The organism is Nocardia sp. NPDC050713, from assembly GCF_040654315.1.
Classification (GTDB): Bacteria; Actinomycetota; Actinomycetes; order Mycobacteriales; family Mycobacteriaceae; genus Nocardia.
This window is the reverse complement of sequence record NZ_JBFAHS010000008.1, coordinates 169,285-190,656: the sequence shown is the minus strand read 5'-3', so window position 1 is coordinate 190,656 and position 21,372 is coordinate 169,285. Positions and strand designations below refer to the sequence as shown.

The 21,372-nt window shown below is 69.6% G+C and carries 22 protein-coding genes; 15 read left to right on the top strand and 7 right to left on the bottom strand.

Annotated features, from left to right (window positions below; genetic code table 11):
* Positions 1–20 precede the first annotated feature (20 nt).
* From AB0H49_RS17415 to AB0H49_RS17405, 3 genes are read left to right on the top strand one after another with little or no spacing between them, the layout of a single operon-like run.
* Positions 21–1,127, top strand: a complete 1,107-nt coding sequence (locus AB0H49_RS17415) for a crosslink repair DNA glycosylase YcaQ family protein (RefSeq protein WP_357252462.1) — start codon at positions 21–23, stop codon at positions 1,125–1,127.
* Between the two features lie 46 nt (positions 1,128–1,173).
* Entirely contained in the window at positions 1,174–2,238 is a 1,065-nt protein-coding gene (locus tag AB0H49_RS17410) for a MerR family transcriptional regulator (RefSeq protein ID WP_357252459.1), read from the top strand.
* Complete coding sequence (locus AB0H49_RS17405; protein WP_357252456.1) at positions 2,235–2,726, top strand: hypothetical protein; 492 nt, start codon at positions 2,235–2,237, stop codon at positions 2,724–2,726. The genes AB0H49_RS17410 and AB0H49_RS17405 overlap by 4 nt, the downstream gene beginning before the upstream one ends.
* An 85-nt stretch (positions 2,727–2,811) precedes the next feature.
* Here the strand turns inward: AB0H49_RS17405 and AB0H49_RS17400 are convergent, their stop codons facing one another.
* Positions 2,812–3,720 carry a cation diffusion facilitator family transporter gene (locus AB0H49_RS17400; RefSeq protein ID WP_355001165.1) on the bottom strand — a complete coding sequence of 303 codons (909 nt, stop codon included), beginning with the start codon at positions 3,718–3,720 and terminating at the stop codon, positions 2,812–2,814.
* A 403-nt stretch (positions 3,721–4,123) separates the two neighbouring features.
* Here AB0H49_RS17400 and AB0H49_RS17395 point away from each other — a divergent pair, with 403 nt between their 5' ends.
* The gene (locus AB0H49_RS17395; protein WP_355001042.1) at positions 4,124–4,933 is read left to right on the top strand and encodes an SAM-dependent methyltransferase; all 810 of its coding nucleotides are present in this window, start codon (positions 4,124–4,126) and stop codon (positions 4,931–4,933) included.
* A 13-nt stretch (positions 4,934–4,946) separates the two neighbouring features.
* A complete protein-coding gene (locus tag AB0H49_RS17390) occupies positions 4,947–6,230 on the top strand; it encodes a sensor domain-containing diguanylate cyclase (RefSeq protein WP_357252453.1) in 1,284 nt (427 codons plus the stop codon).
* Between the two features lie 4 nt (positions 6,231–6,234).
* Here the strand turns inward: AB0H49_RS17390 and AB0H49_RS17385 are convergent, their stop codons facing one another.
* Entirely contained in the window at positions 6,235–6,399 is a 165-nt protein-coding gene (locus tag AB0H49_RS17385; RefSeq protein WP_355001040.1) for a hypothetical protein, read from the bottom strand.
* 25 nt (positions 6,400–6,424) lie between these two features.
* Here AB0H49_RS17385 and AB0H49_RS17380 point away from each other — a divergent pair, with 25 nt between their 5' ends.
* On the top strand, positions 6,425–6,925 hold the full coding sequence (locus tag AB0H49_RS17380; RefSeq protein WP_357252450.1) for a CGNR zinc finger domain-containing protein: 501 nt from the start codon (positions 6,425–6,427) through the stop codon (positions 6,923–6,925).
* 16 nt (positions 6,926–6,941) lie between these two features.
* On the opposite strand, the gene AB0H49_RS17375 is transcribed toward AB0H49_RS17380, so the two are convergent.
* Entirely contained in the window at positions 6,942–7,370 is a 429-nt protein-coding gene (locus AB0H49_RS17375; protein ID WP_355001038.1) for a hypothetical protein, read from the bottom strand.
* A 353-nt stretch (positions 7,371–7,723) separates the two neighbouring features.
* On the bottom strand, positions 7,724–8,380 hold the full coding sequence (locus tag AB0H49_RS17370; protein WP_355001037.1) for a TetR/AcrR family transcriptional regulator: 657 nt from the start codon (positions 8,378–8,380) through the stop codon (positions 7,724–7,726).
* A 99-nt stretch (positions 8,381–8,479) separates the two neighbouring features.
* Here AB0H49_RS17370 and AB0H49_RS17365 point away from each other — a divergent pair, with 99 nt between their 5' ends.
* From AB0H49_RS17365 to AB0H49_RS17350, 4 genes are all read left to right on the top strand, one after another.
* Positions 8,480–9,949 carry a cytochrome P450 gene (locus tag AB0H49_RS17365; RefSeq protein WP_357252445.1) on the top strand — a complete coding sequence of 490 codons (1,470 nt, stop codon included), beginning with the start codon at positions 8,480–8,482 and terminating at the stop codon, positions 9,947–9,949.
* Positions 9,946–10,140 carry a ferredoxin gene (locus AB0H49_RS17360; protein WP_355001035.1) on the top strand — a complete coding sequence of 65 codons (195 nt, stop codon included), beginning with the start codon at positions 9,946–9,948 and terminating at the stop codon, positions 10,138–10,140. Before AB0H49_RS17365 ends, AB0H49_RS17360 begins: the two co-directional genes overlap by 4 nt.
* Positions 10,141–10,142: 2 nt before the next feature.
* Positions 10,143–11,573: a DUF1254 domain-containing protein gene (locus tag AB0H49_RS17355; protein WP_357252442.1), complete on the top strand. Its 1,431-nt coding sequence runs from the start codon at positions 10,143–10,145 to the stop codon at positions 11,571–11,573.
* A gap of 71 nt (positions 11,574–11,644) precedes the next feature.
* Positions 11,645–12,769 carry an acyl-CoA dehydrogenase family protein gene (locus tag AB0H49_RS17350; RefSeq protein WP_355001033.1) on the top strand — a complete coding sequence of 375 codons (1,125 nt, stop codon included), beginning with the start codon at positions 11,645–11,647 and terminating at the stop codon, positions 12,767–12,769.
* A gap of 6 nt (positions 12,770–12,775) precedes the next feature.
* On the opposite strand, the gene AB0H49_RS17345 is transcribed toward AB0H49_RS17350, so the two are convergent.
* Positions 12,776–14,821, bottom strand: coding sequence for an alkyl sulfatase dimerization domain-containing protein (locus AB0H49_RS17345; RefSeq protein ID WP_357252439.1), 2,046 nt, complete (start codon positions 14,819–14,821; stop codon positions 12,776–12,778).
* A gap of 171 nt (positions 14,822–14,992) precedes the next feature.
* On the opposite strand from AB0H49_RS17345, the gene AB0H49_RS17340 reads away from it, so the two are divergent.
* Entirely contained in the window at positions 14,993–15,610 is a 618-nt protein-coding gene (locus AB0H49_RS17340; RefSeq protein ID WP_357252436.1) for a TetR/AcrR family transcriptional regulator, read from the top strand.
* A 75-nt stretch (positions 15,611–15,685) separates the two neighbouring features.
* The gene (locus AB0H49_RS17335; protein WP_357252433.1) at positions 15,686–16,189 is read left to right on the top strand and encodes an Rv3235 family protein; all 504 of its coding nucleotides are present in this window, start codon (positions 15,686–15,688) and stop codon (positions 16,187–16,189) included.
* Positions 16,190–16,343: 154 nt separating this feature from the next.
* On the opposite strand, the gene AB0H49_RS17330 is transcribed toward AB0H49_RS17335, so the two are convergent.
* Complete coding sequence (locus tag AB0H49_RS17330; protein ID WP_357252430.1) at positions 16,344–17,309, bottom strand: pyridoxal-phosphate dependent enzyme; 966 nt, start codon at positions 17,307–17,309, stop codon at positions 16,344–16,346.
* Positions 17,310–17,475: 166 nt separating this feature from the next.
* Between AB0H49_RS17330 and AB0H49_RS17325 the strand changes: the two genes are divergently transcribed.
* Together AB0H49_RS17325 and AB0H49_RS17320 are read left to right on the top strand one after the other, a co-directional pair.
* On the top strand, positions 17,476–18,789 hold the full coding sequence (locus AB0H49_RS17325) for a hypothetical protein (protein WP_355001028.1): 1,314 nt from the start codon (positions 17,476–17,478) through the stop codon (positions 18,787–18,789).
* A 10-nt stretch (positions 18,790–18,799) separates the two neighbouring features.
* The gene (locus tag AB0H49_RS17320; protein ID WP_357252427.1) at positions 18,800–19,639 is read left to right on the top strand and encodes a DUF72 domain-containing protein; all 840 of its coding nucleotides are present in this window, start codon (positions 18,800–18,802) and stop codon (positions 19,637–19,639) included.
* 97 nt (positions 19,640–19,736) lie between these two features.
* Here AB0H49_RS17320 and AB0H49_RS17315 read toward each other — a convergent pair whose 3' ends face one another.
* A complete protein-coding gene (locus AB0H49_RS17315) occupies positions 19,737–20,288 on the bottom strand; it encodes a TetR/AcrR family transcriptional regulator (RefSeq protein ID WP_355001026.1) in 552 nt (183 codons plus the stop codon).
* A gap of 309 nt (positions 20,289–20,597) precedes the next feature.
* Here AB0H49_RS17315 and AB0H49_RS17310 point away from each other — a divergent pair, with 309 nt between their 5' ends.
* Entirely contained in the window at positions 20,598–21,287 is a 690-nt protein-coding gene (locus AB0H49_RS17310) for a hypothetical protein (RefSeq protein WP_355001025.1), read from the top strand.
* The last annotated feature ends 85 nt before the right edge of the window (positions 21,288–21,372 follow it).

Genomic DNA, 21,372 nt, shown 5'->3' with positions numbered 1-21,372 from the left:
CGCGGCTCTATGGTGGGGCGATGGCCAAGGCGATCGCCGTCGGCCGCGCGCAGTGGCTCGGCTACCGCTGGCGCGGCCACGGACTGAACGGGCGAACCAACGGCGGGTTTCTGGACGACCTGCTACTACTCGGCTTCCAGGACGGCCGCTTCGGCGGCGCCGCCTACTCGCTGCGCCAGCGCACGGACCGCATCGGGTCCACGTCTTTGGCGCGAGCCATCGACCCGTCCGGACCACTGGTGAGCTGGTGGACGTTGCGCGGCGCCCCGCACGCGCACCGGGTCGCCCAGCTGGACGTGCTGCGCGACGCACTCGCGCCGCGCGTCTCCGACGAGGGCGGCGCGGCGCACGCCGAGGCCGTCGCCGAGATCGCCGCGGCGCTGCGCGCCGTCGTCACCGGACCGACCCCGAAATCCGCCGCCAGCACCGCGGTGACCGCGCGCGTGTCACCCGCGCTGACACGGTGGTGCGACCGCTGCCGCGCGACGCACGTACCGGACGGACTGTTTCGCGCGGCGGGCTGCCACGCGCAGATCGTGCTCGGCCCGGAGGTGAACCGCGCGACCATGCTGTACCCGACCCCGGATCACCCCGCCGTCGGCGTCCAACAGCCGCGCCTCGCCCTGCTGCGCGCGTTCTTCCGGGTGAACGGCCCCACCACCCGCCCACTCTTCCGCGATTGGCTCGGCGTCGGCGTCGACGAGGCGTGGAGGGAGGTGGCGGGCACGCTGGTGCGCGTGCAGGTGGACGACCGGCGGTACGAGATGCCGGAATCGCTGGTCGACGCGGTGTTGGGGGCGGTTGCGCCGGAGGGGGTGGTGCTGGTTCCGCCCGGGGATCCGTATCTGCGGCAAGCCGATCGGGCCTTGCTCGTTCCGGATAGTGCTCGGCGCCGGGAGGTGTGGCGGGCGTTGTCGGCGCCGGGGGCGGTGCTGGTCGATGGGGAGGTGGTGGGGGTTTGGCGGTATCGGCGTGGGGAGCATCGGATGGTGGTGAGTGCGTTCGAGAAGCTGGAGCGCGGGCGTCGGGAGGAGGTGGAGAGGGGTGCGGTTGGGTTGACCGGGGATGAGCGGCTGCGGTTCGAGTGGAATCAGTTGTCGGCAGCTCGACGACCCGCCGCTCGGTAGCTGGCGCGGTTGACCTTCATGTTGGTTGAGACTCCATTATGGCCCGGTGCGGAGTTCCAGGATCGAGCAGTTGATCACCATCGGGGCGTTGGCGCGGGCCAGCGGGCTGACGGCGAGCGCTCTGCGGTTCTACGGTGACTGCGGACTGCTGGTACCCGCCGAGGTCGACGCGGTGACCGGGTACCGGTATTACACGCGGTCGCAGTGCGAGCGGGCGGTGCTGATCCGGCGGCTGCGAGGCATCGACCTGTCGTTGGAGACGATCACCGAGGTGTTGTCCGGCGATCCGGGCCGCGCCGAACGCTTACTCGACGCGCACGTCGCCGAACTGGCGCGCCGGGCCGACACCGCTGCTCGGGTGGCAGCGCAGGTCAAGCGGGCCCTCGGCGCGGGGCGCGGCATCGCGGTGCCCGCGGCCGAATTGGCGCGCGCCATAGGACAAGTCGGCACGGCCGCGGCGGTCGATGACACCGTGCCGGTGCTCGCCGGGGTACTGCTGGAAGCGGATTCGACCGCACTCACCCTCACCGCGACCGACCGCTACCGCCTCTCGACGCGCACCCTCGCACCGCTGCGAGACGGCGGCGAGGAGTGGTCGGTGGTGGTCGAAGCCGCGAAGCTTGCGCCGCTGTGCCCATGGCTGGACACGATCGAGGAAGTGGTTCTCGCACCGAGCGAATCCGGAATCGCCCTCACTTGCGGAGAAATCGAGCACCACTGCACCGGAATCGAGCAACCCTTCCCCGACTACCGCGCGGTGCTCGACGGACTGCCCCCGGTCCGCACCCGAATGCTGGTGGCTCGCGCCGCCCTCGTCGAGCTGCTGGAAGCGGCGGGCGACATCGTGGTGTGCACCATCGACGCATCCGGTCTCGTTGTCGCGAGTGCGGCCACCACCCGGCTGTCCGCTGTCGTCACCGGCGCACCGATGAAACTCGCCTTCCGGTCCACGGTGCTGCGCTCCGCCGTGGTGAGCGCGCTCGGGCCGGACCTGATGCTCGATCTCGCCGCACCCGACCAGCCCGTCGTCGTCCGTTCGGCGACCGACGGTGATCTCACCACCCTCGTCATGCCTACATTCGTCCCGAGCACGGAGGACCCCATCCGATGACCGATCAGACCGACGCCACCATGGACGCCATCACCCATGCTGTCGAGCTCGGCCGAGCGGGCGACCGCGATACCGCTCGCGCCACGCTGACCGCACTCTGGACCGAACTCGGCCCCCAGGGCGATCCCCTGCACCGCTGCACTCTCGCGCACTACCTCGCCGACCTGCACGACGACGCCGCGCAGGCCCTCACCTGGGACCTCCGCGCGCTCGACGCCGCGGACAGCCTCACCGACGAACGCGTCCGCCGCCACCACGCGGGCCTCGCGGTGCGCGGCTTCTACCCCTCCCTGCACCTGAACCTCGCCGACAACTACCGCCGCCTCGGCTCCTTCGAAGCCGCCCGGCAGCAGATCGACGCCGCCCGCGAATATCTGCACACGCTCGGCGAGGACCAGTACGGCACGATGGTGCGCACCGCGGTGGAGGAAGTGGCGCAGGCGATCCGGGATCGTCGCACCGAACCGCGAGCATCCGCTCCCCGGTGAACCGGTGGTTCGGTTGGGATCGCCTCATACCGATCGCACTGTGATGACCACGCGCTACCGGGGCAGCTTGCCCCGTCGACCCACCTCAAGAGCGATGCACCCGCCCGTGCGGCTCCGCGCAGTGCAAATCCGCCGCCACCGAATCCAACTCCGAAACATGGTCGACCTGCAACGTCGTGTGTTCCAACCCGAACTCCGCGAGCAGCACCCGCTCGATGCCCAACCGCACGGCATGGCAGTCGGCTCGATCGTCGACAAGGATGTGCGCCGACAGCGACGGCTCGCCCGAGGTGATCACCCACACGTGCAAATCGTGCACCTCGGTGACTTGCGGAAGGGTGACGATGCGTGCGCCGATGGCGTCGGGATCGAGGTGGGCGGGCGCGGCCTCCAGGAAGATCCGCCCCGATTCGCGAACCAGCGCCCATCCCGCCTTCACCATCAGCGCGGCGACCACGAGCGCGGCGATGGCGTCGGCGCGGGGGTAGCCCGCCAGCCACACCACCGCGCCCGCGATGGCCGTGCCGATGAACGCGTACAGGTCGTTGAGGATGTGCTGGAAGGCGCCTTCGACATTGAGGCTGGTGCGGTTGGCGCGGCTGATGCACCACGCGGCGATGATGTTGACGACGATGCCGATCAGCGCGGTGACGAAAACCAGCGGACCTTCCACGTCCGGCGGGTGGATCAGCCGGTTGACGCCCTCGTAGACGAACCACGCCGCGAGCAGCAGCAGGGTGATGCCGTTGGCCTGCGCCGAGAGGATCTCCGCGCGCTTGTACCCGTAGGTGTACCGTCCGCGCGCCGGTCGTTTGGAGAGCCGGATGGCGATCAGCGCGAGGACGATCGAGGCGGCGTCGGTGAGCATGTGCGCGGCGTCGGTGATCAGTGCCAGCGAGTGCGCGAGCAGACCGACCACCACCTCCGCCGCCATGAACGCGACGATCAGTGCCAGCGCGATGCTCAGCCAGCGCGGGTCGGAGTCCGCGGACACGCCGTGGTCGTGGTGGTGCCCGCTGCCGTGGTCGTGGCTGTGATCATGGGAATGCCGACGATCCTCCGCGCACGCATGCTCTTCCGCCGCGGTGTTCGTCGGTCGCGGCGACCCGCACTGATCTCCCATGGTCGAACGTTCCTTCCGTTTCGGACGGCTGCCGTCGCATAGCCTAACCTACCTTGCAGACATGCGCATGTCTGCATCCATAGGTGTAAAAGGGCTGCCTCGCGGGTATCCGCATCGGGCGCGCCACCGCGGTGCGCAACTGTGATCTTCTGCGGTGCACTGTCGTTCGGACCTGCGGTTACGATGCGGACGCATCTCTCGGGTGATCGACCGAATCATCCGCGCGGTGCGCGCCTTCCGGTCACTCGGAAGGCCCGACACAAAGGGGTATTCGATGGACAGGCCGGCGTGGGCGCCCGAGGGCGTGGATATGCAGCAGGCGAGCCCGGCACGGATGTACGACGCGCTACTCGGGGGCTCGCACAATTTCGATGTCGACCGCAAGGCCGCCGAACTGGGCAAGCAGCTGGTTCCCGACCTTCCGCGAGTCGCCCTGAGCAACCGGGCCTTCCTACGCAGGGCGGTGCGCTTCCTGGTAGAGGCGGGCGTTCGCCAGTTCCTCGACATCGGCTCCGGCATTCCCACGGCGGGCAACGTGCACGAGGTGGCGCAGAAGATCGACCCCGAGATCCGCGTGCTCTACGCCGACATCGACCCCGTCGCCGTCGCGCACTCGAAGGCGATCCTGCGCGGCCACGATCGCGCCGCGGCGATCGAGGCCGATCTGCGCAAGCCCGAGGAACTGCTCGGCAAAGCCCGCGACACCGGATTGATCGACTTCGAGCAGCCCGTCGGCGTGCTGATGGTGGCGGTGCTGCATCTGCTCTCCGACGACGACGCGCCCGCCGAGCGGGTCGCCGCGGTGCGCGACGCCGTGCCGAGCGGTTCCTACCTGGCGATCTCGCACCTGACCTCCGAGCTGCGGCCCGAGGACGCCGCACAGCTCGGCGCCAACGCGGCCCAGCAGAACAAGGTCGGGATTCATTTCCGCCCAGCCGCCGCGATCGCGGCTATGTTCGACGGATGGGACCTGGTGGAACCGGGCGTGGTCGAGCTACCCGCCTGGCGCCCGGAATCCGAGCGCGATCACCACGAGGCGCCCGGCCGATCGCTCGGTCTCGCGGGCGTGGGTCGCAAGGGCTGAGGCGGGAAGAGTAGTGGGACTGCGTGAGCTGGCGTTGCGATGGGCGGACGCGCTCGACGGCGTCGTCGCCCCCACGCTCACGCGGACCGAGACGGAAGCGATGCTCGCCGATCTCGCCGAACTCCTCGTCGCCGCCATCCGCGGCGACGCCGACCTGCGCAACGCGCACGACGCGGCCGTTGTGCTGGTCGCCGCGAACTATCGCGACTCGCTCGTCGTCAGTCGTTCGATCGCGGTGATCTGCCACGACATGGTCGAGGAGGTCTGCACCCCGGACGGCCTCGATTACGACCAGGTGCGCGATCGCGCCGTCGCCGTGGCCGCGGAGTTCGCCGCGGGCTGTACCGGCGCGCTGCGCGCCGCCGCGCTCGTCGAACAGGAGGCGACCCTCGGTGCGGCGCTGGCCGCGGCACGGGACGCCGAGGTGCGGCGGCAACTGTCGGAGGCCCGATTCGAGGCGGTGTTCGCGGGCGCCTCGGTCGGTATCGGCACTGTCGACGTCACCGGGCATGTCCTCGCGGTGAACGCCGCCTTCGCCGAGATGCTCGGCCTGCCACAGCAACACATGCCGGGCCGTCCGGTGGCCGACCTGCTCGGTCCGGCCAACATCGGCCACGCCTACGGTCAGTTCCGGCGCATGCTGGCGGGGGAAACCGATCGGTTCCGCTTGGAGACCCCGCACGTGCGCCCCGACGGCGGATTGGCCCACATCGACCTGTCGATGTCGGCCGTGCGCGACGCCGAAGGGCGGATCCAATTCCTGATCGGCGTAGCCGTCGACGTCACCGAACGCAAGCAGCTGGCCGACCGGCTCTGGCACGACGCCCACCACGACGACCTGACCGGCCTGCCCAATCGGTTGCTGTTCTTCGACCGGCTCGCCGGCGCCGTGCCGCCGATCGGCCTGTGCTACCTGGACTTGGACGGTTTCAAGGCCGTCAACGACGAGTGGGGACACACCGTCGGAGATCGGGTGCTGCACGAAGTGGCCCAGCGCCTGCGGGCCGCCGCCGAGCCGCGCGCGGGCCTCGCGGCCCGTATCGGCGGCGACGAATTCATCGTGCTGATCGAGCGCTGTGCGGGAGAGCCGCAGCTGGCGGCGGTCGCGAACGAACTGCGCGCCGCACTGGCGACACCGTTGCGGGTGGCCGGGCATCCCGTGCACGTCGGCGCCAGCGTCGGCACGGTGTACGTGGTCGACCGGCCGAGAGCGGTCGACGCGCTCATGCACGCGGTGGATACCGCCATGTACCGGGACAAGGCGGGTCGCTCGCCGCGCGGGCCGCACTCGGCCTGACGGATCACCTGGCCGGTTCGGCCAGCGAACTGTCGCCCGCCGCGGCGATCACCGCGCCGTCCTGGCTGATCAACCAGCGCCCGCACACACAGCGCAGATAGCGGACGGCGCCGTGCGCGGACACGACAGTGGGGGAGGGCCAAGCGCAGGAAGGGCAGGTGGCGGACATGATCTCAGCCTGATGTAATGACTTTGTGCATTTCAACCCTTACGGCGGCACGGCGGCGGAACTGGCCGCCCGGCTGGTGAACGCCGATCCGGAAACGGACCTGCTCGAGGTGCTCGACGCGGCGGGATACAAGCCGCTGGGTTCGCTCGACGCGGAGCAGACCGCGGATTTGCGTCGCTGGATCGCGCGGCTCGCCGAGGTGTTCGACGCGCCCTCGGTGCCGCAGCTCAACGCGCTACTGGCCGAAACAACCAGTCGCCCTTACATTTCCACGCACGACGGTCGTCCGCCGCACCTGCACTACGCGCACGAGGACGCGCCGACCGACGAGCGGGTGAAGGCCTATACGGCGGCCGGTCTCGCGGCGCTGTTCTGCGAAGACCCCCAACGCATCGGCCGCTGCGCACGCCAGGGCTGCGCGGTGGTCTTCGTGGACACCTCCCGCAACGGCCGGCGTCGCTTCTGTTCGCCGCGCTGCTCCAACCGGGTGCACGTCGCCGACCACCGGATGCGGCGCTCGGCGTGAACCCGCCGGGCCGCGCTCAGTTGGTGACGTGCGGTCCGTGCAGCCGGAAGTGTGGATGCTCCTCGGCGCGTGTCCAGCGCCCGTAGGTCGCCTGGCCCGTATCGTCGTCGCGCTGGATCGGGCTGACCCAGGTGCGGCGCGGAATCTGGCCGCCGCTGCGCGGACCGTGCGTGACCAACGGAACCTGCCTGGCCACCAGGTAGTAATCCTCGTCGGAGCCCGTCTCGGGCAGGTACTCACACAGCTGCTCGGCCGCGTCGCCGAGGTCGGCGCCCGCGACCACGCCGTGGCGCGGACTCGGGCCGTCGGCCTCGACGACGACGGCCGAGACCGTCCACATGCGATTGCCCCGCAAACGCTCGCCAGGGCCGTCGGGGTCGGTAATGGTGCGATGACGCGGTTCGGTGGTGTCTGCCGCCTCGGCCGCGTACGCGCTCTCGATCATCCTGCACCTCCGGTGGGGACGCGGGTCGGCCGGACCGGTGAGCTGTGATCGATCATCTTGCCTCCCAACGTAATCAGAAGAGAACAGCCGGTCATAGGTCGGGACATCTTGTGTCCGGGGTCAATTCGGCAATTACGAGGAGAACTGACCTGTAAAAGAGTGTATAGCCAAGGCTCGGCCCGTGTGGCCTAACCGTCCGGTCGACGTGGTGAAACACATTCGCCAGCATCATGATTCAACGGCCGCAGGGCCGTAGGACGTTATGTCTCGGCGGCGAGTACGCCCACGCGCGAATCGCCGGCAACCACCGCGGGTGATCGAATGTGCTCGGTTGACCGCGCGATCGTGCGCGATCAGGCGGTGCCGTTGAGTCGACCGGCCACCCCGGGCAGTCGATCGATCATCGCGATGGTGAAATCGGCGAGCAGATCGATCAGGCCGTCCCGGTCGATGTCGAGCCCGCCGTCCAGCCAGACGAGCACCAGTTCGGCGGCGCCGCCGGTGATGAGCTGGGAAGTCGCGGCGACCGCCGTTTCCTGCCCCTCGGGGAGATCCAGGACGATGCGGGTCTGCTCGATGATGGTGGCGGCGACCGTGCGCATGCCCGCGAAGCGGGTGCGCATCAGCGCCTCGTTGCCGTATGCCTGAGCGAAGACGATCTTCGCTCGGCGCGGGTCGTCGGTGAGTTCGGTGATGAGCGCGGCCACCCCGGCTCGGATGCGCCGTGCGGGCGGGCCTTCGGTCTCGGCGATGGCCGTCCGGGCGCGGTCGAGCGCGGAACGCTGCACCTCGAGCAGGAGTTCGGAGGCCAGTGCGTCGAGATCGGGGAACGCCTCGTAGAAGAACCTCGGACCGACTTTGGCCTGTTCGCAGACCCCGCGCACGGTGAGCGCCGCGAGGCCCTGCGTGCCGACGATGGCGAGCGCGGCGTCGAGCAGCCGCCTGCGCCGATCCTCGCGACGCTCGGCGCTCGACACCCCGCGGTAAGTGCCGGTGAATGCGCGAGTCACCCGGCCAGCTTGGCACAGCACAAGTTGGGAAACAAACGTTTACGGAAACGTGCGTTTCCGATAATGTCGATCCATCGCAGCGTCGCGAAGGGATGGGCCATGAGTCTTCTCGTTCCACCAAGAGTCAGCGCGGTATCCGACGGGGCAAGGCGGCTACGTACTCGGCTGTCCTGGCGGGTGCAGCGCGTCGGCGTCCGCTTGGTGCGCCGCTATCCGACCAGGGTGCGTCCACTGGCCGAGCCGCCGGCGGACAGCGGATTGCGCCCGACCCTGGGCGATTTCGGACCGCCGGGCATCGGATACACCTTGCACACCCTGGCCGATCCGATCGAGTTCGCGCGCTCCCGCTTCGAGCGGTTCGGCCCGGTGCAGTGGATGGGCGTGCTCGGCAGGCCGGTCGTCACGGTCGGGAGTCCCGCAGCGTTCGAGGTCGTCATGCTGGACCGGGACAAGGTCTTCTCCGCGCAGCGCGGCTGGGAATGGCTCATCGGCCCGTTCTTCCGCGGCGGCCTGCTGCTGCGCGACTTCGACGAGCACCTGTTCCATCGCCGGATCATGCAGCAGGCGTTCACCCGCCCCCGCCTGGTCGGCTATCTCGAGCTGACCACGCCGCTGCTGCGCGACGGCATCCAGAAGTGGCGTCCGGCCACGGACTTTCCCGTCTACAGCGCCATCAAGAAGCTGCTGCTGCGACAGGCCACCGAGGTGTTCGCGGGCGCGGCGCTCGGGCCGGAGGGGACCAAGCTGGAGCATGCCTTCGAGGACGCGGTGCACGGCGGCACGGCGTTGGTTCGCGCCGATCTGCCCGGCGGGGTGTGGGCGCGCGGGCTGCGCGGACGCCGGGTACTCGAGGAGCACTTCCGCCGCGAGCTCCCCGTCAAACGCGCGGGCCGAGGCAACGACCTGTTCAGCGTGCTGTGCCGGGCCAGCACCGTGGAGGGGCACACCTTCACCGACGACGAGGTCGTCCAGCACATGATCTTCGTGATGATGGCCGCGCACGACACCAGCACGATCGCCTCCGCCATGCTGGTGCACGAGCTGGGCAGGCATCCGGACTGGCAGGAGCGGCTGCGCGCGGAATCCCTTGCGCTCGGAAAGGATTCGCTCGACTACGACGATCTGGACCGGCTGCCCGCGCTGGACATGGCGTTCAAGGAGGCGCTGCGGATGTACGCGCCGGTCGCCCAGCAGGCCCGGGAAACACTGCGCGACACCGATATTCTCGGCCACTACGTGCCGAAGGGAACGCTGATCATGTGCGGCCCGTACACGATGATGCGCACCGACGAATTCTGGCGCGACCCAGCGGCTTTCGACCCCGAGCGGTTCGCACCGGAGCGTCGCGAGGACAAAGCGCACCGCTTCGCCTGGTCGCCGTTCGGTGGCGGAGCGCACAAGTGCATCGGGCTCTACTTCGGCGGGATGACGGTCAAGGCCGTGCTGCACCAGATGCTCCTCCGGTACCGCTGGACCGTGCCCGCGGACTACCAGGTGCCGCTGGTGGCGGGGACCGGTCCGACACCCGCCGACGGGCTGCCCATCCGGCTCGAACGGATTCGGCCGTGAGACTCGCGGCCGACCGCGGCAGGTGCGAGGGGCACGGCATGTGCGAGGCGCTGGCGCCCGCGCTCTTCCGCGTCGGCGCGGACGGGGTCGTCGTGCCACTCGTCGAGTCGGTGTCGCCGTCGGACGCCGAGGTGGCGGCGCTCGCCGTCGACAGCTGTCCCGTCCAGGCGTTACGGTGGGGCGAGGACTAGGTATGAGCGAGCGAGATGATGTTGTGTCGTCGTCGGGCGCTCGACGCGTGATCACGCGCCGCACGATGCTCGGCTGGGCGACGACGGCCGCCATCGGCCTCGCCGCATGCGGCCGCTCGGACGACGAGGGTGCTGCCGCCACCGATGAAACCGCCGACATCGCGAACGAGGCATTCGTCTTCGGTTATCCGCTGATGCTGATGCACGAGATGCGGACGGCGGCGCTGGCGAGCACACCGGTCGACCATTTCCAGCACGACGACTCGCTACCGACGCCGGATCGGCGCGACGTCGTGCGGCTCAACCTCGACACCCTGTATTCCAGCGCGTGGCTGGATCTCTCGAAGGGCCCTGTCGCGCTGCGGGTTCCGGCGATGAATCCGGACCGCTACTGGCTGATGACGGTCACGGACACCTGGAGCAACACCGTCCACAATCCGAGCAGCGTGCGCCCCGGGGTGCGGCCGGGGGTGACCGCGCCGCCGTTCGACTACGTGATCACCGGGCCGTCCTGGTCCGGCGCCTTGCCCGAGGGGCTGACCCCGCTGCCGATGCCGACACCCACCGTGTGGCTGCTCAGCCGCATCGAGGTCGACGGCGCCGCCGACATTTCGGCCGCGCAAGCGATCCAGCGGGGGTTGCGGCTGGTGTCCCTCGACGACTGGGTCGCGGGCCGCGCCGCGCCCGCCGAGCCGACCCGGCGGCCCAAGTCGTCGCAGCCGCCCGCCGAGCGGGTCGCGGACATGGGCGCCGGGCACTACTACGAGCGGCTCTGCGAGCTGATGGAAACCGATCCGCCCGCACCCGCGGACGAACCGGCGATGGCGCGGTTCGCCGAGATCGGGATCGAGCCCGGCGGCCGGGTCCGCGGAGTCTCGGATGCGACACTCACAGCCGCGGCGACCGAGGCGAAACGGTCGATCGCCGTCTACATAGACCCCGACACCAGGATGGACAACGGCTGGACCTACGATCCGGAATTCGGCGCGTACGGCACCGAGTATCTGCACCGGGCGGCATCGGCGTACCAAGGGCTGGGCGCCAACCTCGCCGAAGACACGATCTATCCCACCTATTACGGGAACGCGGACACGTACGGTACGCCCAACCGATTTCGGCTGCGCTTCCCCGCCGGACAGACCCCGCCCGTCGACGCGTTCTGGTCGCTCACCACGTATGGGCCGGACGGCTTCCTGGTGGCCAACCCGGCGGGCATCTACGCTGTGGGCCATCAGGTGCCGGTCGTGCCAGGGCCGGACGGTTCGGTCGAGCTGGCGATTCAGCACGCGGACCCGGGACCCGCGGTGCCGCAGGGCAATTGGCTTCCGATTCCCGCCGAAGGGGAGTTCGAGCTCGAGATGCGGCTGTACGCGCCGCGGCCGGAAGCGATCGACGGCCGCTGGAAGCCGCCCCCCGTCACGCGTGCGCGGTGAACGCACCGAATACGGCCTCCGCTGCGTAGGCTGGTCGCGACCCGTCCGCCGATCCGCGACCGGAGCGCCCCGTGACCGAACCAAGTCCTTTTCCGGTGCGTGCGAGCGAGCGCCGCGCGCTCGACCACGTCGGCGAACTCGCCGTGGAATTCCGCTCTGCCGCAGCCGATTACGACGAACGCGCCGAGATCGCGGTCGATCACCTGACCGCGTTGCGCGACGCCGAGGTCGATCGCGCGGTCCTGCCGGAGCGGGTCGGTGGCACGGGCCTGAGCTACCAGGTGTTCGGACAGCTGGTGCGCACGCTGGCGAAGGCGGACCCCTCCACCGCGACCATCTGGACCATGCACGCGGGCGCGGGCGTCGCGCTGGCGGAGATCACCGCGGAAACGCTCGGCCCCTTCTTCGCCGAGGAGTTCCTGGCGGGCAAGCGATTCGCGAACGCGCTGTCCGAACCCGCCAGCGGCAATCGCTTCCTCCAGCCGCAGCAGGAGGCCCTCCCCGCGCCAGGCGGGTGGGAGCTGACCGGCGCCAAGCGGTTCGTCTCCGGCGCCGAGATCGCCGACTACCTGTTCGTCAATGCCCTGGTCGACGGCGTGCCGACCTTCTTCGGCGTGGCGCCGGACGCGACCGTGTCGATCATTCCGATCTGGGACACACTGGGACTGCGCGCCACCCGTAGCCAGCTGCTCTCCTTCGAGCGGACCGTGCTGCGCGCCGAGTACCGCGGAAGACGGCCCGACGCGAGCGATTTCGCGGTGATCCCCGCCGGGCTGCCCGCCCTGTCGCTGGGCATCGCCGACGCGGCGCTGGACGCCCTGGTCGAGCACGCCGCGTCGCGGGTGATCCTCGGCGCGCCGCTGTCGCACCAGCAGTGGGTGCAGCACGAGGTCGCCGACGCGCAGACCAGGCTGGCCGCCGCGCACGCGCTGTACGAGCGTGCACTGTGGCAGGCGGACAACGGGATTCCGGCGTTCCTGCCCACGCTCGGGCGGGCCAAGTACCTCGCCAACAAGGTCGCCGTCGACGTCGCGCAGCTCGGCGTGCGGGTCGGCGGCGCCTCCGGATATTTGAAGCGCTCGCCCATTCAGCGGCACCTGCGCGATGCCGAAGCCGGTCAGCTCATGGCGTATTCGACCGAGGTGCTCGCCGGTGTGATCGGCAAAGAGGTGCTCGGCGTGGTCGACGCGGACTGATCCGTATCACGGCGTGACGATGGCGAAGCCGGGATCCGGTTTGTCGAACAGACCGGGCAGCTGCGCCAGCGCCGCGGCGTTGCCCTCGATCGCGATCTCGCCGTTGCGCACCGCCTCGCGCAGATCGCCGCCCGCGAGGAATGCCCGCAACAGCGTGGCGCGGGTGAGGACGATCGTGGCGTCCGGCGCGGGGAGTCCGTCGTCGGGGCGGCGGTCGTAGTGCACCAGCACGCCGTTGCGCAGTTCGACGCGGTGCGTGCGATCGCTCTCGTCGCGAAACCGCCAGTCGGTGACCAATCGGGTGTCCCACGCCTTCGGTCCGTCGACGCGCAGTGACATCGCGTCGAACGCCTGCTCCACGCTGAGCGCGGTCAGCAGGCCCGTCGAATTCGCCTGGGTGGGTGTGCCGAACGAGCCGTTGCGCAGTTCGTGCGCGCCGCTGAGATAGAAGTTGCGCCAGGTGGCGTTCTCCGCGCCGTAGGCCAATTGTTCGAAGGCGCTGGCCTGCAAGTGTTTTGCCGTCGTATCGGCAGGGTCGGCGAAGACGACGTAGTTCACCATCTGCACCACCCACCGGTAGTCGCCCGCGTCGTAGGCCCGCTGCGCCTTCTTCAGCACCTCCTTCGCGCCGCCCATCGCCTCGACGTGGCGTTTGGCGGACTCGACCGGCGGATGTTCCCACAGGTGCGCGGGATTACCGTCGAACCAGCCCATGTAGCGCTGGTAGATGGCCTTGACGTTGTGGCTGACCGAACCGTAATAGCCCTGGGTGGACCAGGTTTTCGTCAGATTCGGCGGCAGCTGGATCATTTCGGCGATCTCGGCGCCGACATAACCCTTGTTGAGCAGTCGCAGCGTCTGGTCGTTGAGGTAGCCGTACAGATCACGTTGTGCCGAAAGGAATTCCACGATCCGGTCGGTGCCCCAGACCGGCCAGTGGTGGGAGGAGAACACCACGTCGCTGGCGCGGCCGTAGCGGTTGATCGATTCGGTGAGGTACTTCGACCACACGTGCGGGTCCCGGACCAGCGCGCCGCGCAGGGTCAGGATGTTGTGCATGGTGTGGGTGGCGTTTTCGGCCATGCACAGCACCCGGCGGTCGGGGAAGTAGAAGTTCATCTCCGACGGCGCCTCGGTGCCCGGCGTCAGCTGGAACACCATGCGGACGCCGTCGATCGTCTCCTCTTGATCCGTGCGGACGATGTCGAGGGTGGGCAGGATCAGGGTGACGGTGCCGAGCGAGGTGGTCTGGCCGAGGCCCGCTCCGATCTGCCCCTTCGGACCGCGCGGCAGGGCGGCGCCGTACATGTACGCCGCGCGGCGCGCCATCGCTGTTCCGGCGTAGATGTTCTCGGCGACAGCGTGTTCCAGGAAGCCGACGGGCGCGAGCACGGGGCAGCGACCCTCGGCGACGTCGCGATGGGTGGTCACGCCGAGCGCACCGCCGAAGTGGTCGACGTGGGAATGGCTGTAGATCAGACCGGTGACCGGACGGTCCCCGCGGTGCGCGCGGTAGAGCGCCAGTCCGGCGGCCGCGGTCTCGGCCGAGATCAGCGGATCGATCACGATCACGCCCGTGTCGCCCTCGACCAGCGTCATGTTCGACAGGTCCAGACCGCGAATCTGATAGAAGCCGGGCGCGATCTCGTACAGCCCCTGCTTCACGGTGAGCTGGGAATGCCGCCACAGACTCGGATGCGCCGACTGCGGGCAGGGCTCGCGCAGGAAGGCGTAGGAATCGTTGTCCCACACCAGTTTTCCCTGCTCGCCGGTGACCACGCCCGGTTCGAGCGCGGCGAGGAAGCCGCGGTCGGCGTCGGCGAAGTCGGCCGTGTCGGAGAAGGGCAGGGTCGCGGCGGCCCGCTGGTTGGCAGCACGGATGTGATCGCTCGGGTCGGTCGGCGTCGCGGAGGGACGCACCTGGTCGTCGTCCGCGCAGCCGCCGAGCCCCACGCCGACGCCCGCGGCCGCCAGCGCCGCCGCGCCGACGCCGAAGACGCCGCGCCGGGACACCCGCGGGCCCGTGGTATCGCCGTTCTCTCGCTCGACCATGCGCGCTCCTAGCCTTTCGCGGGCGTTCGCCCCGTAGTTGCCGACCCTCGGCGGGTTCGGTCGACCTTACGCACTATTGCAGCGATACTGCAATAGTGATTCAGCCTCGGGATGTCGGCCTGACACGGGCCGGTCCACGCCCGTCCGCGCGACCTGTGATCGGATGCGACCATGGCTGACGGCACGACCGGCGCGCGACGGCGCCGCAATCCGGAACAGACCCGGGGTGCGATCATCGACGCCCTGCTGGCCGCCGTGAAGGAGGGCATCTTCGCGCCGACGGCCAAGGACATCGCGCAGCGTGCGGGAGCCTCCGAGCGCAGCATCTTCGTGCACTTTCCCGGTATCGACGATCTGCGGATCGCCGCCGTCGACCGGCAGTCCGAACAGGTCGAGGCGCTGATCAGGACCATCGACTCCGCGCTTCCGCTGGACCGGCGCATCGACCTTGTCGTCGAGCAGAGCGCCGATATCTTCGCGCTCCAGCGCAACCCTCGCGTGCTCGGTCTGCTGGAATCGCATAACCTGCCCGCCCTCGATGCTCGAATGCGCCTGACCGACAGCCGGATTCGCGCCGCGCTCGCGCAGGCATTCGACGCCGAACTGACCCGTGACGGCGAACGCGACGAGCAGCTGCTCGACACGATCGATGCCACCGTCGGCTGGCCTTTCCGGCACCACCTGGTGGAACGGCGCGGACTCTCCCGCGCGGCCGCCTCCGCCGCCGTCCGGCGCGCGCTGGTGGCGCTGCTGACCGCGGACCATCCCGGTCGGTCCGATTTCGGGTAGTCGACTACTCGAGCAATTCGGTCCCGCGGTCGGCAGGATCGGCCAGCAAACATGCCGAGTTCACGGGGGTGCCAGATGTCCGACGAGCGCAAGGCGTTGTCGCCCGCTCCGCACAGCGAGCCGCCGCTGCGCGGTTTTCACAAACCACGGCGATCCGAGCCCTTCCGGGTGCGCCCGCGTGGTGCGTCGGGTGCCGGAACAGGCGTTCAGCGCGTCGTCCGGGAGTCGCACGCCCCAGTGGAAACCGACGAGCTGATCCGCTCGGCGCGCAAGTTCGCCGAGCGATCGCTGCGCCTCACGCTGGAGGTGCTCGACCAGCGCAGACCGATCGGACAACTGGCGTCCATCGCGGAGCCCGCGGTGGTATCGGCGGTGCGCACCCTGATCGTGGGAGACCTGGCGCCGGGCCGAACTCTGGGCGTCGCCGTCCTGGCGCGTGTCGCGGTGACACCGGTCGACGCGCGCACCGCGGAAGTCTTCGCGGGCTACGACCGGGGTCCCCGACGCTTCGCCCTGGCGGGCCGCATCGTGCACACGCGCGCCGCGGGCTGGCGCCTGACCGCATTACGCGTCCGGTGAGCTCAGGCTCGACACCGCGCTCAAAGCGCTGCCGTGGATCCCAACCGACGGCGCGCGCTGGCGGTCCGGCCCCGGACGGCGCTCACGTCTTGCGAAAACGAGTAGTCGGCTACTCGAGATTTTCGACCGCTTCTGACAATCGGTCGATCAATGATCAGCGCGGCCCGTTGGTGTTCAGGAACAGCACGGGACCCACACCGAAACCGCCCTCGGCGTTGCGGGAATGCAGGGCGGCCAGGGCCTTGGCGGTGTAGACCGGCTCCAAGACGAGGCCCTCGCGTTCGTGCGCGATCGCGGCCGCTTCGGTCGCGGCGGGGATCGGGTGACCGTAACCGGGGCCGAGCCAGTCCCTGCTGATCTCGAGATCGTCGGCCGTGAGCACCGGTGGGTCGAAGATCGCGCCGCGCTTGCGCAGCAGGGCGATGGTGCGGTCCGCCAACCGCAGCAGCGTCGGGGCGTCGAGGCGGAGGGTGTCGTTGACGACGACGCCGAAGACCTTGGTGCGCAATCCCGCGAGACGCAGGCCGAGTACCAGCCCGGCCGCTGTCCCGCCGGAGCCGATCGCGGTGACGACGTGCGAGGGTTCGGGCAGGTCGCCCGCGCGGACCTGGGCGGCGATCTCCAACCCTGCCTCGACGTAACCGAGTACGCCGAGCGGTGCGGAGCCGCCCGCGGGCAGGTAGTAGGGGGTCGCGCCCGGTCGCCAGTGCTTGATGTACAGCAGCGGAGCGGTGAGGACGGTGCGCGCTTTGGTGTGCGTCCGGTGGATTTCGGCGCCGGAGGCCGCGAGCCGGACCAGTTGCGCTCGCACGTGCTCGTCGATCGGTTGGTCGATCAGTGCGAGCACCGTGTGCAGCCCGAGATCGCGCCCGTACAGCGCGGCCGCCAAACCCCAGTTGGTACCGACGCCACCGACCGTGAGCAAGGTGCGGCGACCGGTCCGCAGCGCCTCCGGCAGCAACCATTCCAGCTTGCGCACCTTGTTGCCGCCCCAGCCGCCGTCGCCGTAGGCGCTCTCGTCCTTGAGCCAGACCGGAGCGACGCCGGTCGCGAGCCCGGCCAGCGGCCGCACCGGTGTCGGCGCGACGCCGAGCCGTTGGAAGGGCAGGTTGTCCGCCACCTCGGGAAGACGAGCGTGCAGGAGCGACGAGTTTGGTCGATTGTCCAGTTCCATGGCGGCTTCAGCGTACGACGCCGTGGTCGTCGGCGCGGTCGAATTCGCCGCTAGCGACACTCACATCCGCTAAATCGACCAGCGGGAGGCCTAGTCCACTACCTTTGACCTGGTGCGACACTGCACAGGTGCGGTCGAGCTGATCACGGCGTTCGTCGCCGCCGTGGTCGGTGGCCTGGCGCTCACCACACCGATCTCGCTGGCGTGGGTCAGCGGGACGGCGACAATGGAAATGCAGCTGCTCGCCCACAACATGCCGAGGGCCACCGCGATCGGCTTCATCGTCGCCGTCATCGCCGCTGCCTTCTCGAGCAGCGCGGACTCGGACGTAGTGGCGTGGCTGGTCGCGTTGTTCGGCACCGTCGCGCTGCTGATCAACCACCTGCTTGGCCGCAGCTTCGCCGCGCTCGCCCCGCTGACCACGCTCAATGACATCGATTCGATGGCGGGCGGAATGCTGCTCGGCGGGCTGATGACGGCGGCCCGGCTGCACACGCCGTACGCGGGCGCGGCGACCCTCGGCGCCCTCACCAGCATCGTGGTCGGCGATCTGAGCGTGCCCGGCATCGGTCATCCGACGGCACCGGAATTGCCCGCCGATATCATCACGGGCTCGCCGCCGCTGTGGCTGCTCTGGCCGACCGTCGCGCTGGTGCTGGCGTCGACCTTGCTGAACAGGCATCGGCGGCACGAATCGGCGATCGCGGTCGAGCTGCCGCTGCGACCGATCGTCGCCGTGCTGCTCGCGATGCTCATCACCCTCGGCAGTGCGGAGTGGCTGGCCACCCGCGGCTCCACGCTGTTCCAGGTGCTGTTCGCTGTCACAGTCACGGTGGTCACGGTGCTGGCTGTCGCGCTGTTGCTGCCCGGCCGCGACGGCGTACTCGTCGCCCTCAGCACGGCCATCGCGGCGGTGGGCGGCGCGGTCGTGGTGACCGGGCTGTCCGGGTGGACGGTGCCGCTGCTGCTGGGCGTCACGGTGGGTGGCATGGTGCTCGGAGTGGCCCGCCCGATGCCGGTTGCCGCATTGGCGGCGATCGCGGTGCTCGGTGCGTTCGCCGCGGCGACCGCGCGGCCCGAAGGTCCCACGCCCGCGGCGACCGTCACCGGCAGTATGGCGCTTGCGCTGGTCACCGGCTACTGCTTCGGCACTGCCCAGCCGAACCACAGCCCGAGCAAGGTGCTCGGTTTGTCGCTATTGTTCGTGCCCGGCGTGGTCGTCGCCCTGCGTGGACGCATCTTCGGTGGCGAGCTGGACATCCCGCGCGGCTACGCCGATCCCGACCGATTGCTCTCCATGATGCCCGGCCTGACGGCGATCTTGATCACCGGCGGTTGCACGTTCGTCGTGTTGCTGCTGCGCATGCTGCGGCCAGAGGAATCCGAGACCGAGTCCGCCGACGACTCCCGCCCCGCCGCGCGCTAACGTCGCGGGCATGCGGCTTCACGTGGGATGTGCGATGTGGACGCACGCGGCATGGCAGGAGCGGCAGCTTGGACCCGCGGAACGGTTGCGCTGGTACGCCGAGCGCTGCACCGCGGTCGAGGGCAACACCACGTTCTACGCGACCCCCGCGCGCCACACCGTCGAATCCTGGGCCGAGCAGACCGGGCCCGATTTCCGTTTCGTGCTGAAGCTGCCCAAGCCGATCACCCATGAGCGCAGGCTCACCGGCGCGGACCAGGAATTGCGGGCGTTCCTCGGCGCGATGGAGCCGCTCGGGCCGCGCCTGCACACGCTGTGGGTGCAGCTGCCCGGCTCGTTCGGTCCGACCGATCTCGGCGCGCTGGCGGCCTTCCTGCGCGAGCTGCCCTCGGGATACCGGTGCGGGGTCGAGGTCAGGCACCCGGCCTTCTTCGAGGACCGGCGCGCGGGTCAGGCGCTGGAGCGCGTGCTGGCCCGGGTCGGCGCGGAATGGACAACCTTCGACACCACAGTGCTTTTCGACGGCGTCGCGGCGGGCCCGGCGGAGCAGGAGGCGCGGTCGAAGAAGCCGCGCGTGCCGCGGCGCACCGAAGCACTCACCGAATACCCGATCGTGCGGTACCACGGTCGCGACGACGTCGAGCGCACCGTCGCCGGGTGGCGTCCTTGGCTCGACACAGTGACCGCCTGGCTGCGCGAAGGCCGCTCGCCGACGGTATTCCTGCACACCCCCGACAACGCGGGCGCGCTGGACTTGGCGCGGCGCTTCCACGACGAGGTCCGCGAGCGGCTCCCGGAACTCGATCCGCTGCCCGAACCGGTGGCGGACGAGCCGATGACGCTGTTCTGATTCGGCACCGCCGCCGCGGTCGGCCGAGCGATTGCCATCAGCAGCCGAGCGAGCGCGGTCAGCCGAGACCCAGTTTTCAGCAGCCGAGACCGTGCGTTCAGCCGTTCAGGCCCAGCACCGTCGACGCGAAATCCACGAACAGCGGGGCCAATTCGGGCACTCGCTCCGGCCCGTCGGAGACAATGGTGCGACGGGTCCGCTCGCCGATCGCCTCCGGTATCAGCGCGATCAGATCGTCCGCCAGTTCGGGCAAGCTGGGGTCGGCCGCCCGCTCGTGCCGGTAGAAGACGCGGTACAGCTCGGCGAAACGGTCGACGGCGAGGTCGCGGTAGGCCACGGCCGCCTGGTCCACCTTGAACGACTCCACGAGCACGACGCACGCGAAATCCGGTTCGGTGACGATCATTTCGCAGTAGGTGTGCACGATGGAGCGAATCTTGGCGCGCGCGTCGGCATCCGGCGGGAGCTGGGCGAGTTCCTCGGCGATGCGAGTGGCGACGATGTCGATGCCGGTGTGCACGGCCTCGACGAAGCACTCCTCTTTGTTGGCGAAGTGTTCGTAGAACGTGCTGCGCGACACCCTGGCCCGGCCGACGACGTCGGAGAGCGTCGTCGCGGAATAACCCTTGGCCTGAACGCTTTCCACCATCGCGGAGATGATCCTGCCCCGCTGCGAGGCCAAGACCGCTTCCCGGGTCGCGCGGTGCCGCTCGGCGAAACCGCTTCTCGGTAACACCGTCGGACGTAGGGTCGCCTGCTCTCGGCGCATGTATGCCTCTCTGTAGGAACGATCGAGATCGGACACGGCCCCGCCGATCGTGTCGCCTCGGGTCCCACCCAGGGCGACATTATGCCGTGTGGTCTTCGGCCTCTCTCCGTCATTCATCCGTCATCTTCGGCGCATCTGTGCAATCTTGTTATTGCGCAATGGCATTGATACGGAGGGTGCGGCGGAGTCATGGCGTCGAACGCGTTCGATCTCGGCAGCCGCACTGTCGCGCGCCGCGGCGCCCTGCGCCGTGGCCGGGATGCGGCGACGGTGCCGTTGTGGCCGGGCATGATCCCGCCGCAACAGGTCGGACAGCCGCTCCGGGCGCAGCAGCGCAGACGACCGCCGCGGCGCAGGCGACCGCGAAACCGGCGGCGTCCCTGGCTCGTCGGCGGCGCGGCCGTCGGCGCGTCGCTCGCCGCGGTGGCGGTGGTGCTGGTGTACGCCGCGGAGGTGACCGAACCGCGTCAATCGGCCACGGTCGCCGACCCGGTGCTCGGGGGAGGACCGGGCTGTGAGCCGACCCGATCCGATCAGCTGGTGCGCGGCAACGGCACCGGCTCGGTCGCCAGCGGACCCGACGCGATCCTCGCCTTCCAGCACGCCTACTACGTGACCAAGTCCGGTGTCGCGGCGCGAGCGGTGACCACGCCCGACGCGGCGGTGTCGCGCATCGACGTCATCGACGCGGGCATCGCCTCCGTCCCCATGGGCACCAGCCACTGCGTGCTCGTGCTTCCGCTGCCGGACGGCCGCTTCGACGTGGTGATCACCGAGACCCGCCCCGACGCGGCGGTGCGCACCTATCGGCAGTTCGTCACCGTGACCCCGCGCGACGGGGATGTCCTGATCAGCAAGATCGCCCCGCCGGACCGGTAACCCCTCTCGGCGTTCCGCGCCGTTTCCGGTTTCGGCACGCGCTAGGTTTGATACATTTTCGTATCGAATACATCGGTGTATCGAA